Annotated in this window: 10 protein-coding genes and 1 pseudogene; 1 reads left to right on the plus strand and 10 read right to left on the minus strand. The window is 73.0% G+C overall.

From position 1 onward, the window contains the following. Positions 1–136: 136 nt before the first annotated feature. The 8 genes and pseudogenes from galK to AB0M18_RS23720 all read right to left on the minus strand — a co-directional run bounded on the left by galK (position 137) and on the right by AB0M18_RS23720 (position 10,664). Positions 137–1,300, minus strand: coding sequence for a galactokinase (gene galK / locus AB0M18_RS23685; RefSeq protein WP_365761138.1), 1,164 nt, complete (start codon positions 1,298–1,300; stop codon positions 137–139). Positions 1,301–1,391: 91 nt separating this feature from the next. Then, positions 1,392–1,526: pseudogene (locus tag AB0M18_RS23690) on the minus strand (NAD-dependent epimerase/dehydratase family protein); the annotation flags it as partial. A gap of 44 nt (positions 1,527–1,570) precedes the next feature. After that, the gene (galT, locus tag AB0M18_RS23695; protein ID WP_365761140.1) at positions 1,571–2,623 is read right to left on the minus strand and encodes a galactose-1-phosphate uridylyltransferase; all 1,053 of its coding nucleotides are present in this window, start codon (positions 2,621–2,623) and stop codon (positions 1,571–1,573) included. Between the two features lie 197 nt (positions 2,624–2,820). Next, positions 2,821–3,507: a response regulator transcription factor gene (locus AB0M18_RS23700; protein WP_365761142.1), complete on the minus strand. Its 687-nt coding sequence runs from the start codon at positions 3,505–3,507 to the stop codon at positions 2,821–2,823. Between the two features lie 182 nt (positions 3,508–3,689). Further along, entirely contained in the window at positions 3,690–5,462 is a 1,773-nt protein-coding gene (locus AB0M18_RS23705) for a PQQ-binding-like beta-propeller repeat protein (RefSeq protein ID WP_365761144.1), read from the minus strand. Positions 5,463–5,562: 100 nt separating this feature from the next. After that, a complete protein-coding gene (locus tag AB0M18_RS23710) occupies positions 5,563–7,377 on the minus strand; it encodes a PQQ-binding-like beta-propeller repeat protein (protein ID WP_365761146.1) in 1,815 nt (604 codons plus the stop codon). Between the two features lie 133 nt (positions 7,378–7,510). Then, a complete protein-coding gene (locus tag AB0M18_RS23715; protein WP_365761148.1) occupies positions 7,511–9,316 on the minus strand; it encodes an ABC-F family ATP-binding cassette domain-containing protein in 1,806 nt (601 codons plus the stop codon). A gap of 64 nt (positions 9,317–9,380) precedes the next feature. Continuing rightward, positions 9,381–10,664, minus strand: a complete 1,284-nt coding sequence (locus tag AB0M18_RS23720) for an acyltransferase (protein WP_365761151.1) — start codon at positions 10,662–10,664, stop codon at positions 9,381–9,383. A 237-nt stretch (positions 10,665–10,901) separates the two neighbouring features. On the opposite strand from AB0M18_RS23720, the gene AB0M18_RS23725 reads away from it, so the two are divergent. Then, a complete protein-coding gene (locus AB0M18_RS23725) occupies positions 10,902–11,858 on the plus strand; it encodes a hypothetical protein (protein ID WP_365761153.1) in 957 nt (318 codons plus the stop codon). Here the strand turns inward: AB0M18_RS23725 and AB0M18_RS23730 are convergent, their stop codons facing one another. Together AB0M18_RS23730 and rsmA are read right to left on the minus strand one after the other, a co-directional pair. Next, positions 11,859–12,758, minus strand: a complete 900-nt coding sequence (locus tag AB0M18_RS23730) for a 4-(cytidine 5'-diphospho)-2-C-methyl-D-erythritol kinase (protein WP_365761155.1) — start codon at positions 12,756–12,758, stop codon at positions 11,859–11,861. Beyond that, on the minus strand, positions 12,755–13,642 hold the full coding sequence (gene rsmA / locus AB0M18_RS23735) for a 16S rRNA (adenine(1518)-N(6)/adenine(1519)-N(6))-dimethyltransferase RsmA (RefSeq protein WP_365761157.1): 888 nt from the start codon (positions 13,640–13,642) through the stop codon (positions 12,755–12,757). Before rsmA ends, AB0M18_RS23730 begins: the two co-directional genes overlap by 4 nt. Positions 13,643–13,669: the final 27 nt, after the last annotated feature.

Below are 13,669 nucleotides of genomic sequence, written 5' to 3' on the forward strand. Positions count from 1 at the left end.
CCGGCGGGTCTCGATACCCCTGATCAGCACCGGCCCCCACCGGCGCTGCGACCAGACTAGGGGCGCCCTCGCCGCCCCGCGGCAAAATCGCGGAAGTCCACCCGCCCGCGCGAAACGCACCGGAACGGCCGCCGCGTCACCGAAGTCGACGGGCACCGGCCCCCGGAACGACCGGAAACACCCGCGGTTCGGCGAACCCGGCGACGCGGAACACCTCACCGACAGCGCGAGCCACCTCGTCGGCGACGCCGTCCTCCACCAGCACCACCACCGACCCCCCGAAGCCGCCACCCGTCATCCGCGCACCCAGCGCGCCGGCCTCGACCGCCGCCCGGACCGCGAGGTCCAGCTCCGGACAGGACACCCGCAGGTCGTCGCGGAGCGAGGCGTGTCCCTCCACGAGCAGCGGGCCGACCGCGCGCGGGTCGCCCGCGTCGAGCAGCGCGATGGTGCGCTCCACGCGCGCGTTGTCGGTGACCACGTGCCGTACGTACCGGCGAACCGTTTCGTCAGTCAACCGCCCGAGAGATTCGGGCAGATGCGCGACGCCCACCTCACGCAGCGTGCGCACGCCGAGCGCCCGCGCACCGGCCTCGCATCCGGCGCGCCGCTCCGCGTACGCGCCGTCGCCGAGGGCGTGCTTGACCCGGGTGTCCACGACGAGCAGCCGCAGCCCGTGCGCGGCGAGGTCGAAGGGCACCTGACGGTACGACAGGTCACGGGTGTCCAGGAACAGCGCGTGCCCCTCCGTGGCGCACGCGGAGGCCATCTGGTCCATGATCCCGCAGGGCACGCCGACGAACGCGTTCTCGGCGTGCTGGGCGATCCGGGCGATCTCGGGCCGGGTGAGCCCGAGCCCGTACTGCTCGCCGAGCGCGAGCGCGGTGACGACCTCCAGCGCGGCGGAGGACGAGAGACCGGCCCCGGTCGGCACGCTCGACGCGAGGTGGACGTCGGCGCCGCCGCCCACCGGGTGCCCGGCGGCGCGCAGCGCCCACACCACGCCGGCCGGGTAGGCGGCCCAGCCGTCGCCCGTCCCCGGCTCCAGGGCGGCGACGTCCAGGCGTACGGGACCGCCCGGCACGTCACGGGAGTGCAGCCGCAGCACCCCGTCGTCGCGCCGGGACACCGCGGCCACGGCCGTGTGCGGCAGGGCCAGCGGAAGCACGAAGCCCTCGTTGAAGTCGGTGTACTCACCGATCAGGTTGACCCGTCCGGGCGCGGCCCAGACCCCCTCGGGCGCGGCCCCGTACAGCTCCTGGAACTCCGCGGCGACGCCCGCCCCGACCGCACTGGTCATGCCCTCTCCTACTCCTTCTTCCGTGCGAACGCCCACGCGTCCTCGACGATGGCCGCCAGGTCCGGGCGGGACGGGGTCCAGCCGAGCCGCTCGCGGGCACGCCCGCGCGGAAGCCGGTGGACAGGTCGTCGAGGACGGTGACCTCGTGCCCCGCCTCAAGCAGGTGCGCGGCGACCGTGCTGCCCACATAGCCCGCTCCGCCCGTCACCAGGTACCTGCCCGTCACCGGGTGCCTGCCCGTGACCGGATACTCGGCCGTCACCGCCCCGCTCACCTGCTCGCCACCTCTCGGAGTCGGTCGGCCGCCGACTCCGGCGACACGTCGTTCATGAACGCTCCCATCCCGGACTCGGTGCCCGCGAGGTACTTCAGCCTGCCCGAGGCCCGCCGGACGGTGAAGAGCTCCAGGTGCAGCGCGAACTCCTCGCGGCCCGGGCCGTCGACCGGGGCCTGGTGCCAGGCCGAGATGTACGGGGTCGGGGGCGCGTCCGGGCCGAAGATCCGGTCGAAGCGGCGAAGCAGCTCCAGGTAGACGGACGGGAACTCGGCGCGCGCCTCCGCGCCGAGGCCGGTGAGGTCGGCGACCCGCCGGTGCGGCTGCAGATGCACCTCGTACGGCCAGCGCGCGGCGTACGGCACATAGGCCGTCCAGTGCTCCCCGGCGAGCACCACCCGCTCGCCGGCCCGCTCCTCGGCGAGCACGTCCTCGAAGAGGTTGCGGCCGGTGCGGGCGCGGTGCCCGGCGGCGTTGCGGAGCATGGCGGCGGTGCGCGGGGCGGTGAAGGGGAAGCCGTACACCTGCCCGTGGGGGTGGGCGAGGGTGACGCCGATCTCGGCGCCGCGGTTCTCGAAGCAGTAGACCTGCGCGACCCCGGGGCGGGCGGAGAGCTCGGCGGTGCGGTCGGTCCAGGCGGCGAGCACGAGGGCGGCGCGCTCCTCGCTCAGCTCGGCGAAGGAGGCGTGGTGGTCGGAGGTGAAGCAGACCACCTCGCAGCGCCCGTTGGCGCCGGAGAGGGACGGGAAGCGGTTCTCGAAGACGGCGACCTCGTAGCTCCCGGCCGGGATCTCGCTGTGCCAGGCCTCGGTGGAGGGGCAGAGCGGGCAGCTGTCGGCGGGCGGCTGGTAGGTGCGGCCCTGCCGGTGGGAGGCGATGGCGACGTGCTCGCCGAGCAGCCGGTCGAGGCGGATCTCGGAGGCGGAGACGACGGGGTCGAGGGCGCGCCGGTCGGCGGCGTCGCGGCCACCGCTCTCGCGGGCGCCGTCCTCGGCGTCGTAGTAGATGAGCTCGCGCCCGTCGGCGAGACGGGTGACGGTCTTCTTCACGGCGGGCGGCTCCCTCGGCATCCAACAAACAGAACCACACATAAAAAAGCACAATCAAACATCACCGCGCAACACTCAACCCGACCCGTGCCCCGGATCGGTACCGAAGGAGAAGGGCGAGGCGAGCGAGGAGGGCGAGGCGAGCGAGGAGGGCGAGGCGAGCGAGGAGGGTTACGGGTCGGGTCCGCGGTTACGGGTCAGGCCCGCGGTGCCGGCACGCGCACCGGCACCCGGTCGAGCAGCCCCGTCCGCGCGGCCAGCGCCGCCGCCTCCAGGCGCGAGCCCACGCCCAGCTTCATCAGCACCCGCTGCACATGGGTGCGCGCCGTGCTCGGGGCGATCGCCATGCCCGCCGCGATCACCCGGGTGTCCTCGCCCTCGGCCACCCGGACCAGCACCTCCGCCTCGCGCGGGGTCAGCAGCCGCAGCAGCCGCTGCCCCTCGTCGTCCGGCTGCGCCACCGGGTTCAGCAGCTCGGCGAAGGCTCCCTGGATCAGCTGCGGCGCCACCGCCGTCTCGCCCGCGCGCGCCTTCACCAGGGCGCGCTCCACGCCCTCGATCCGCTCGTCGTGGCGCACGTAACCGGACGCGCCGGCCGCGAACGCGGCGGCGATCCCGCGCGGCGACGGCACCGGACCGAGCACCACCACCGCGATCTGCGGCCGCTCGCGCTTGATCCGCACCACCGGGTCGAAGGTGCCCGGCTCCGCGGGCGCCGCCGTGCCGAGCAGGCAGACCTCGGGTGCGCGGCTCACCACCAGCTCCGCGGCCCCGGCCACGGGCGCCGCCGCCGCGAGCACCCGGTGCCCGCGCAGCTTCAGCGCCGAGGCCAGTGCCTCCGCGTGCAGTCGGTGGTCGTCGACCACCATGAGCCGTACGCCCATCGTCGCTCCCCCATCCCCGGGCCGGCCTTCCCCTGGCCACCCTGCCCGGCAAGCTACACACTCCCCCGCCCCGCTTTGCCCCAATCGCGCCGACCGGTGAAACGGACGCGCCCCGGAGACGCCGGTGGGGCCCCTCCCTGAGCAGAGGGGCCCCACGGCGAGCGGAAGCGGTCGGCCGGCGGTCAGCCCGCGGTCGTGAAGGCCACGGCCAGGTACTTCTTGCTGTACGCGGAGCTGCTGTTCGAGGACTTGCTGACCAGCTTGTCGGCGATGAACAGGCGCCCGTCGGCGTACCGGAACTCGGCGCCGGTCTGGCTGAAGCTCGTCTCCGCGGTCCTGGTCGGCTTGTCCGACGGGTTCTCCATGAGCAGCGTCGACTTCATCGTCCCGCCGTCGATGGAGACGACCTGCCCGCCCTTGTCGTAGGGCGGCCACTTGTACGCGATGAGGTTGCCGCCGTCCATGCGCAGCGGGATGAGGTTGTACCGGTCGCCCGCGTCGGCCTTCTCCGGCACGAGCTGGCCGGTGGCGAGGTCGAAGCCGACGATCTCGTTGGTCTCGTCGCCGTACTCGCCGGTGCTGCCCTCGTGCTCCTCGGTCGGCACGTAGAGCCGGCCGTTGCCGACGAGGACGTGCGTGCAGGACTCGACCTCCTGGGAGCAGCGGGGCTCGTAGCGCTCGGGGTCCGCGGTGATCTTCGCCTTCAGCTTCCCGGTCTTCTCGTCGATGGAGAAGAAGTCCGAGACGCCGCTGCCGTCGTTGGAGGCGTCGTTGACGTCGGCGGCGACGACCAGCGGCTTGGTGGAGACGACGTTCGCGCGGTCCACGCCCGGGGGCATCTTGTACTGCGAGATCGGCGCGCCGGTGAGCGGGTTGAGGTTCTGGATGGTGATCGTCGGGTCGTCGACGGAGCCGCACCTGCGGACCGCGACGAGGCCGCCCTCACCGCCGCCGTAGCCCACGTCCTCGCAGTCCCCGGCGCTGGTCTGCGGCTTCCAGCGCGTGTTGCCGTTGGCCACGTCGAAGGCGGCGCCGCCGTCGAGGCCGCCGGCCGCGACGGTCTGGCCGTGCAGGGTGACCTCCAGGAAGCCCGCCTTCTTGTCGCCGACGGCGCCGCCGCTGATCGAGGTCTGCCACACCAGCTTGCCGGTGACGAGGTCGACCAGGGCGACCTCGGTGCACGGCTGGTAGTACTTCGGGGCGACCCGCTTGGCCGCCTCGAAGAGGATCGGCACCTTGTGGTCGGCCGTCATGTGGACCGAGGTGCCGCAGACCTGGCCGGCCAGCGGCAGGGTCCACAGGACCGTGCCCTTGTCCAGGTCGTAGCCGACGATCGAGTTGATGCCCGTCTTCACGTACGCCTTGTCGGTGATCCAGGAACCCGACAGGTCGGTGATGTCCGGGACCTGGGGCAGGTCGAACTGGAAGGCGAGCTTGGCCTTGGTGTTCGCCGGGACCTTCTCCTTGCCGCCTCCGCCGATGCCGCCCGCGCCGCCGTTCTGGCCGGCGCTGGTCCCACCGGAGCCGCCCTTGGCGGGCGTCTCCGGGTCGCCGCCGCCGGAGTTCGCGTACCAGAGGCCGCCGCCGATGATCAGCGCAATGGCGACGACCGCCGCGATGATGATCTGCGCCTGCGCGGACAGCTTCTTGCGGCCGCCGGGGCCGGGGACCGGCGCGGGCGGCTGCTGCGGGTACATCGGCTGCGTGGTGGGCTGCATCGGCTGCGCCGGGTAGCCGTACGGCTGCTGGGGCTGGGGCTGGGGCTGCTGCGGATAGCCGTAGGGCTGCTGCTGCGGCTGCTCCTGCGGGTAGCCGTACGGAGGCTGGGCCGGGGGCTGCGCCGGGGGCGGCGGGGTGGGCACCCCGAAGCCTCCGGACGGAGGATCCTGCGGCGCGCCGAATCCGCCCGGGGGCGGCCCCGGGGGCTGGTTCGGCGGGGGCGGCGGCTGGGTCATGGCTGAGGACACCTCGGTCGGGTCGAAAGGGAGGAGCGGCGGGACGAGCAGGGGTCTGTCCGGCGGACCGGGAACGATCCGCCGGACAGACCCCGGGGCGTCACTTGGCGTACGCCATCATCGTCTTGGTCTCCTTCTCCTCCTTGTCGTTGGAGGCGGAGACCCGGCCGGCCGAGATCACGAACGTGCCGTTGGAGTAGGCGTATCCGGCGCTGAAGAAGGAGTTCTCCACCGAGGAGACCGCCGCCTGGTGCTGGAGCAGCACCTTCGGCGCGCCGCCGGTCGGCGCGATCGTCGCGACCGCGCCGCCCGCGTCGTAACGCGGCCCGACGTAGACCAGGACGTCCGAGCCCTCCATGCGCAGCGGGGTCATCTGCTGCTCACCGGGAGCCTTGGAACGCCACTTCGCCTTGCCGGTGTTCAGGTCGAAGGCGATGACCTCGTTCGGCGTGCCGTACTCGGTGTCGGTCGACATGTAGAAGGTGTTCGCGTCGGCGGCGACGCCGGTGCAGCCCTGGAGGTTCTTGCCGAAGATGACGAAGCTGCCGCCGCAGCGCGGGGCGAACTTGTCGCCGCCGCCCTGGATCTGCGAGCGCTCCTTGCCGTTCGCGGTGAGCGAGAAGATCGCCCACTTCTTCTGCTCGCGCTGGGTGGCGGAGACGACCAGCGGGTCGACGGAGTAGACCTTGTCGACCTCCCACGTGGCCTGGAGCTGGAAGGTCCACTTGGCCTTGCCCGTGGCGGGGTCGACCTCGCTGATCGCGTGCTGCTCCTTGTTCACGTCGCCCGAGGGGCACTTGGAGGCGGCGATCAGCTTGCTGCCGCCCGCGTACGCGTAGGGCTTGCAGCCGCTGGTGGGGCCGGTGAAGAGCTGCTTGCCGTCGGTGAGCGAGAAGCCGTAGGCGGAGCTGGAGCCGGAGGCCGTCACCGTGTTGCCGCTGATGGTGAGGGTGTTGTCGGAGAAGGCGAAGAGACCGGTCGGCTTGGGGATGGACTTCTTCCAGCCCGCCTTGCCGGTGTTGAGGTCGACCTGCTGCATCTCCAGGCACTTGGCCTTGTCGCCCGCGGTGTCCTTGTACGCGAAGACCATGAGGCCCTCGGCGTTCGGCTGGGGCGGCGCGGCGCACAGCTCGTTGGGCACGTCGATGTGCCACTTGCTGGAGCCGTCGGCCAGGCTGTAGCCGTCGATGCCCTTGTACATCGCCTTGACGACGGTGTCGCCGACGATCCACGGGCCGTAGACGTCGGCGCCGTTGCGCGGCAGGTCGACGGTGTTCTTCAGCAGCCAGCTGATCTTGGCCTCGCCGTCCTTGCGACCGGCGTTCAGGTCCTCGGGGCCGCCGTTCTCGCCGTCGCCGCTGCCGTCGCCCTTGTCGACGGACTCGGTCGGCTTCGGGCCGGTGGTCGCGGACTGGGTCGGCTCGGCGACCGGGTCCTTCTCCTCGTCGCCGCTCAGGGCGAACCAGGTGCCGAGGCCGATGACGAGCGCCGCGGCGACGGAGGCCGCAATGATGATGCCGGGCTTGCCCTTGAACGGGTTCTTGCCGCCGCCACCGCCGGGCGCCGGGGGCATCGGGGCCGTCGGGTAGGCGCCGTACGGACCCGGCTGCTGCTGGCCGTACGGACCCGGCTGCTGCGCATAGGGCCCGGGCTGTTGCGGATACCCGTACGGACCGGGCTGCGGCTGCTGCGGGGCCTCCTGCGGGTAGCCGTACGGGCCCTGCTGAGGCGCCTGTTGCGGGTAGCCGTACGGGCCGGGCTGCGCGGCCGGAGCGGCGGGCACGGTCGGCGGGGCGGTCGGCGGTGCCTGCGGCGGGACCGGCGGTGCCTGCGGCGGCATGGGCGGGACCGGCGGGACGTTCGGGTCCGGCGCGCCGAAGCCTCCCGGCGGCTGGTTGCTGGGCGGCTGGGTCATCAGCGCTTCCCCCTTTTGTGAGCGGGTTTTCTTTCTACCACTCACCGGATGGCGCAAAAGTGACCGGTCCGTCCCTTGTTCCCAAGGGAGGACCGGTCCGTGATGCCAGCGTTACGCGTCCTCTACGACATCTCTACGCGTCTTCGGCGAGTTCCAGCCAGCGCATTTCCAACTCCTCGCGTTCACCTGCGAGTTCCCGGAGCTCCGCGTCCAGTTTGGCCACCTTTTCGAAGTCCGTGGCGTTTTCGGCGATCTGGGTGTGCAGCTTGCTCTCCTTCTCGGAGATCCTGTCGAGCTGTCGCTCGACCTTCTGCAACTCCTTCTTCGCGGCGCGGGCGTCGGCGGCCGAGACTCCGGTCTTCGCGGCCGCCGCGGCAGCGGCCGGCGCCGGGGTCGCGGCCTCGATCATCCGCTGCCGCCGCTCCAGGTACTCGTCGATGCCGCGCGGCAGCATCCGCAGGGTCTTGTCGCCGAGCAGCGCGAAGGTGCGGTCGGTGGTGCGCTCGATGAAGAAGCGGTCGTGGGAGATGACGACCATCGAGCCGGGCCAGCCGTCGAGCAGGTCCTCCAGCTGGGTCAGGGTCTCGATGTCGAGGTCGTTGGTGGGCTCGTCGAGGAAGAGCACGTTGGGCTCGTCCATGAGCAGGCGAAGCAGCTGGAGCCGGCGCCGCTCGCCACCCGACAGGTCGCCGACCGGCGTCCACTGCTTCTCCTTGGAGAAGCCGAACTGCTCGCACAGCTGACCGGCGGTCATCTCCCGGCCCTTGCCGAGGTCGACCCGGTCGCGGACCTGCTGCACGGCCTCCAGGACCCGCAGCTCGGCGGGGAGCTCGGTGACGTCCTGCGAGAGGTAGGCGAGCCGCACGGTCTTGCCGACCACGACCCGCCCGGCGGCGGGCTGGATGTCCCCCTCCGTGACGGCGGCATCCGCGAGCGCCCGCAGGAGTGAGGTCTTCCCCGCGCCGTTGACGCCGACCAGACCGATCCGGTCGCCGGGGCCGAGCTGCCAGGTGAGGTGCTGGAGCAGCGTCTTCGGACCGGCGGTGACGGTCACGTCCTCCAGGTCGAAGACGGTCTTGCCGAGCCGGGCGTTGGCGAACTTCATCAGCTCGCTGCTGTCCCGGGGCTCCGGCACGTCCGCGATGAGCGCGTTCGCCGCCTCGATGCGGAAGCGCGGCTTGGAGGTACGGGCGGGGGCGCCGCGGCGCAGCCAGGCCAGCTCCTTGCGGACCAGGTTCTGCCGCTTGACCTCCTCGGTCGCGGCGATCCGCTCGCGCTCGGCGCGCGCGAAGACGTAGTCGGAGTAGCCGCCCTCGTACTCGTACACCGTGCCGCGCTGCACGTCCCACATGCGGGTGCAGACCTGGTCGAGGAACCAGCGGTCGTGGGTGACGCAGACGAGCGCGGAGCGCCGCTCGCGCAGGTGCTTGGCGAGCCAGGCGATGCCCTCGACGTCGAGGTGGTTGGTGGGCTCGTCGAGGACGATCAGGTCCTGCTCCTCGATGAGCAGCTTGGCGAGCGCGATCCGCCGCCGCTCGCCGCCGGACAGCGGCCCGATGACGGTGTCGAGCCCCTTCTCGAAGCCGGGCAGGTCGAGCCCGCCGAAGAGGCCGGTGAGCACGTCCCGGATCTTGGCGCTGCCGGCCCACTCGTGGTCGGCCATGACGCCGATGACCTCGTGCCGGACGGTCGCCGTCGGGTCGAGCGAATCGTGCTGGGTGAGCACCCCGAGGCGCAGCCCGCCGCTGTGGGTGACGCGTCCGGTGTCGGCCTCCTCCAGCTTGGCGAGCATCCGGACGAGGGTGGTCTTGCCGTCGCCGTTGCGGCCGACGACGCCGATCCGGTCCCCTTCGGAGACGCCGAGGGACACCCCGTCGAGCAGTGCACGGGTGCCGTACACCTTGCTGACGGACTCGACATTGACCAGGTTGACGGCCATTTCACTCCTGTACGGGGCTTGCGATCGACGTCCCAGGGTACGTCCCCCGGCGCCGCTCCGGCCCCTACGCCCGCCCCGCCCGCTCCACCAGGAACCAGCCCGCGAGCGCCATCGCGACGGCGGCCGGGGCGGTGACGCGCAGCGCGATCAGGGTGGCGGTGTGGCCCTCCAGGAGGCCGCCCAGGCCGGTCATCGAGAGGCCGAGGACACCGAGCAGGGCCAGGGTGATGCCGAGGGCGGCGAGGGGGCCGCCGGTGTCGGTCGCGGGGACGGCGGGGGCCGGCTGCTCGAAGCGGCGGAAGACGGCCACGAGGAGGGCGGTCAGGACGGCCGCCGCGGCGAGGCGGAGCGGGACCTGGGCCCACCAGGCGCCGGTCGCGGGGTCGGGCAGGCCGGCGCCGAGGGCGAGCAGCGCGCCGTACACGCCGAGCATCGCCGTCAGATGCCAGAGGAAGGCGGTCATGGCGATCCCGTTGGCGGCGACGACCGCGCGCCAGACCCGGGCCCGGGCCGTGAGGCGGGCGCCCGGGCCCTTCAGGAGCTCGACCGCGCCGACCAGCCACAGGCCGTGGCAGAGCAGGGCGAGGGTGGGCGGGGCCATGTTCGAGATCTTCTCGCCGGGCATGCCGACCATGGACAGCGGATACGGGCCGAGGGCCACGAGCAGCCCCGCGCCCGCCAGACCCGCCGCCGCGAGCAGCGCCGGGCGGCGGATCATGCCGTCGGCCCGCAGGAAGCCGAGCTGGTGGATCGCCAGCCAGACGAAGGCGAAGTTCAGGAACTCGACGTACGGCACACCGGCCGCGAACCGCAGCACGTCCACCACGCCCGCGCCCGCCACCAGCGCACCGAACGCGCGCCATCCGTACCGCCCGTGCGCCGTCAGGAGCGGCGGCGTGAAGGCGACCATGGCGAGGTAGATGCCGATGAACCACAGCGGCTGGGTGACGAGCCGCAGCGCCGTCCCGGTCAGCCCGCCGTCCGCGCCGAGCAGCTGGACGGCCAGCGCGAGCACCCCCCACACCCCGATGAAGACCATCGTCGGCCGCAGCAGCCGCTGCAGCCGGGCCCGCAGGAAGGCGGCGTAGCGGGGGCGGGAGCGGTGGGCGAGGGCGTGCGAGAAGCCGCCCACGAAGAAGAACACCGGCATGACCTGGAGCACCCAGGTCAGCACCTGGAGGCCGGGCACGACGGCGAGCAGGTTGCCGACCTGTCCGTCGGCGGTGACGGCCGCCATCAGCCAGTGGCCGAGCACGACGACCGCGAGCGAGGCGACCCGCAGCAGGTCGACATAGCGGTCGCGCGTCGCGGGCGTGGCGGCGGCGAGTTCCCGAGCGCTGATTCCCATACGGGCACGGTGCCGGGCGGACCGGGGGTGCCGGGAGCGCTCGGATACTCAACTCGCGCGTGAGTACGAGGCGGACGGGCCGTCTTCAGGGCCCCGGCGCCCCGGGTCTCCGGCCCGGATGGCGGGAGCACGCTCGACCGCGCGGGCGACCCCGCGGCCGGGGCACCGCACCCGACCGCTGACCGTCCGTCACATTCAGGGCGTCGTCCTCACCCCCGCCCCACCCCGAGGAGCCCCATGCCCCGCACCGTCCTCGCCGCCGGCGCCGCGCTCGCCGCCCTGCTCGTCTCCGTACCGAGCGGCGGCGACCCGACCGTCTCGCACCCGCGAATCGCCGCCCACTTCGACGCCGCGGCCGGCCAGAACGCGGAGAACATCGCCCTCGAACCCGACGGCTCCGCCGACATCACGTTCGCCTTCGCCCGCCAGGTCGCCCGGGTCGGCAAGGACGGCGACACGACGATCCTCGCCACCCTCCCCGAGGTGCCGGGCGCGGTGACACCCGTCGGCGGGGCCGTCGTCCTCGGCATCGCCCGCGCCCACGACGGCACCCTGTACGTCAACTACGCCACGGGCAAGCGGGAGACCGGCATCTGGCGCCTGTCGCCCGACGGCGAGCTGCGGCAGATCGGGTTCTTCCCGGCGAACGCCTTCCCCAACGGGCTCGCCCTCGACGAGGAGTGCGGCACCCTCTACACCGCCGACTCGGCGCTCGGCACGGTGTGGAGCCTGCCGGTGTCCGGCGGCGAGCCCACGGCCTGGGCGACCGGGACGGCGCTCGAACCCACCCCGGAGCTCGGCTTCGGCGCGAACGGCCTCAAGGTCCACAACGGCGCCGTCTGGGTGTCCAACTCCGCCCGCGGCACGCTGCTGCGCATCCCGGTCGGCCCCGAGCCGGACCGGGCCGCGGGCCCGGTCGAGACCAGGGCGACCGGACTCACGTTCATCGACGACTTCGCCTTCACCGGGCACGGTGACACGGTGCTCGCCGCGTTGATCCAGGCGAACAGGCTGGAGCTCGTACGGCCCGACGGCACCCACAAGACCGTGCTCACCGCGACGGACGGGCTCGACAACCCGACCTCCGTGGCGGTGCACGCCAAGAAGGTCTACGTGAACAGCGCGGCCTTCTTCAACACGACGGACCCGGACCCGAACCTGCTGCTCGCCCGCATCTCCAAGAACAAGCTGTAACTAGGCGAGAAGGGTCGCCCCGGCCGCCGGGGAGGTCGCCACGCGGGCCGTCCGGCAGGTGCCGGAGGCGATCAGCGCGGCGGCGACCGACTCGGCGGACTCCGGGTCCTTCACCAGGAACGCCGTCGTCGGGCCCGAGCCGGAGACCAGGGCCGCGAGCGCGCCCGCGTCCGTGCCGGCCGCGAGGGTCGCCGCCAGCGAGGGCCGCAGCGACAGCGCGGCCGGCTGGAGGTCGTTGGCGAGGGCGCCCGCGAGCGCGGCGGTGTCGCCGGTCCGCAGGGCGTCGAGGAGTACGGGCGAGGCGACCGGCTCCGGCACGGTCACGCCCTCGTTCAGGCGGTCGAACTCGCCGTACACCGCCGGGGTCGACAGACCGCCGTCGGCGACCGCGAACACCCAGTGGAAGGCGCCGCCGACCGGCAGCTCCGTCAGCCGCTCGCCGCGGCCGACGCCGAGCGCGGCGCCGCCGACCAGACTGAAGGGCACGTCGGAGCCCAGCTCGGCGCAGATGTCGAGGAGCTCGGCGCGCGGGGTGTCCAGGCCCCACAGCGCGTCGCAGGCGAGCAGCGCGCCCGCGCCGTCCGCGCTGCCGCCGGCCATGCCGCCGGCGACCGGGATGTCCTTGGCGATGTGCAGGTGCACGTCGGGTGCGATGCCGTGGCGGGCGGCGAGCAGTTCGGCGGCCCGCGCGGCCAGGTTGGTGCGGTCGAGCGGCACCTTGCCGGCGTCCGGGCCCTCGCACGTGATCGTCAGGGTCTCGGCGGGCGTCGCGGTGACCTCGTCGTACAGCGACACGGCGAGGAAGACGTTGGCCAGGTCGTGGAAGCCGTCGGGCCGGGCGCCGCCGACCGCGAGCTGGACGTTGACCTTGGCGGGAACCCGTACCGTCACGCCGCTCATGCCTTCGCCTCCGGCTTGTTCTCCGCGATCCGTGCGAACTCCTCGACCGTCAGCGCCTCGCCCCGCGCCTGCGGCGAGATCCCGGCCTTGACCAGGGCCTCCTCGGCGGCGGCCGGCGACCCCGCCCAGGTCGCGAGCGCGGCCCGCAGGGTCTTGCGGCGCTGCGCGAAGGCCGCGTCGACGACCGCGAAGACCTCGGCCTTGGCGGCGGTCGTGGCGATCGGCTCGGTGCGCCGGACGAGGGAGACCAGGCCGGAGTCGACGTTCGGCGCGGGCCAGAAGACGTTGCGGCCGATGGCGCCGGCCCGCTTGACCTCCGCGTACCAGTTCGCCTTGACGGAGGGGACCCCGTACACCTTGTTGCCGGGGCGTGCGGCGAGCCGGTCGGCGACCTCGGCCTGCACCATGACGAGGGTCCGCTCGATGGTCGGGAAGCGGTCCAGCATGTGCAGCAGGACGGGCACGGCGACGTTGTACGGCAGGTTCGCGACGAGCGCGGTCGGCGCCGGTCCCGGGAGCTCCTGCACGTGCATGGCGTCCGAGTGCACCAGTGCGAAGCGGTCCTTCTTCTCCGGCATCCGCGCGGCGATCGTCGACGGCAGCGCGGCGGCGAGGACGTCGTCGATCTCGACGGCCGTCACCCGGTCCGCGGCCTCGAGCAGCGCGAGGGTCAGCGACCCGAGCCCGGGCCCCACCTCGACGACCACGTCGTCGGGCCGCACCTCGGCCGTCCGGACGATCCGCCGCACGGTGTTGGCGTCGATGACGAAGTTCTGCCCCTTCTGCTTCGTGGGCCGCACGCCGAGGGCGGCGGCCAGCTCACGGATGTCGGCGGGGCCGAGGAGGGCGGAATCGGGGCTGTCAGGGCCGGTGGTGGTGCTCACCGGTACAGCGTAGGGCCTGCGCGGGGC

The organism is Streptomyces sp. NPDC051909, assembly GCF_040681095.1.
Lineage (GTDB): Bacteria > Actinomycetota > Actinomycetes > Streptomycetales > Streptomycetaceae > Streptomyces.

Bases quoted from the DNA above. Each gene is read 5' to 3' on its own strand.
- galK (WP_365761138.1), bottom strand. From the start codon at position 1,300: ATGACCAGTGCGGTCGGGGCGGGCGTCGCCGCGGAGTTCCAGGAGCTG.
- AB0M18_RS23700 (WP_365761142.1), bottom strand. From the start codon at position 3,507: ATGGGCGTACGGCTCATGGTGGTCGACGACCACCGACTGCACGCGGAG.
- AB0M18_RS23705 (WP_365761144.1), bottom strand. From the start codon at position 5,462: ATGACCCAGCCGCCGCCCCCGCCGAACCAGCCCCCGGGGCCGCCCCCG.
- AB0M18_RS23710 (WP_365761146.1), bottom strand. From the start codon at position 7,377: ATGACCCAGCCGCCCAGCAACCAGCCGCCGGGAGGCTTCGGCGCGCCG.
- AB0M18_RS23715 (WP_365761148.1), bottom strand. From the start codon at position 9,316: ATGGCCGTCAACCTGGTCAATGTCGAGTCCGTCAGCAAGGTGTACGGC.
- AB0M18_RS23720 (WP_365761151.1), bottom strand. From the start codon at position 10,664: ATGGGAATCAGCGCTCGGGAACTCGCCGCCGCCACGCCCGCGACGCGC.
- AB0M18_RS23725 (WP_365761153.1), top strand. From the start codon at position 10,902: ATGCCCCGCACCGTCCTCGCCGCCGGCGCCGCGCTCGCCGCCCTGCTC.
- AB0M18_RS23730 (WP_365761155.1), bottom strand. From the start codon at position 12,758: ATGAGCGGCGTGACGGTACGGGTTCCCGCCAAGGTCAACGTCCAGCTC.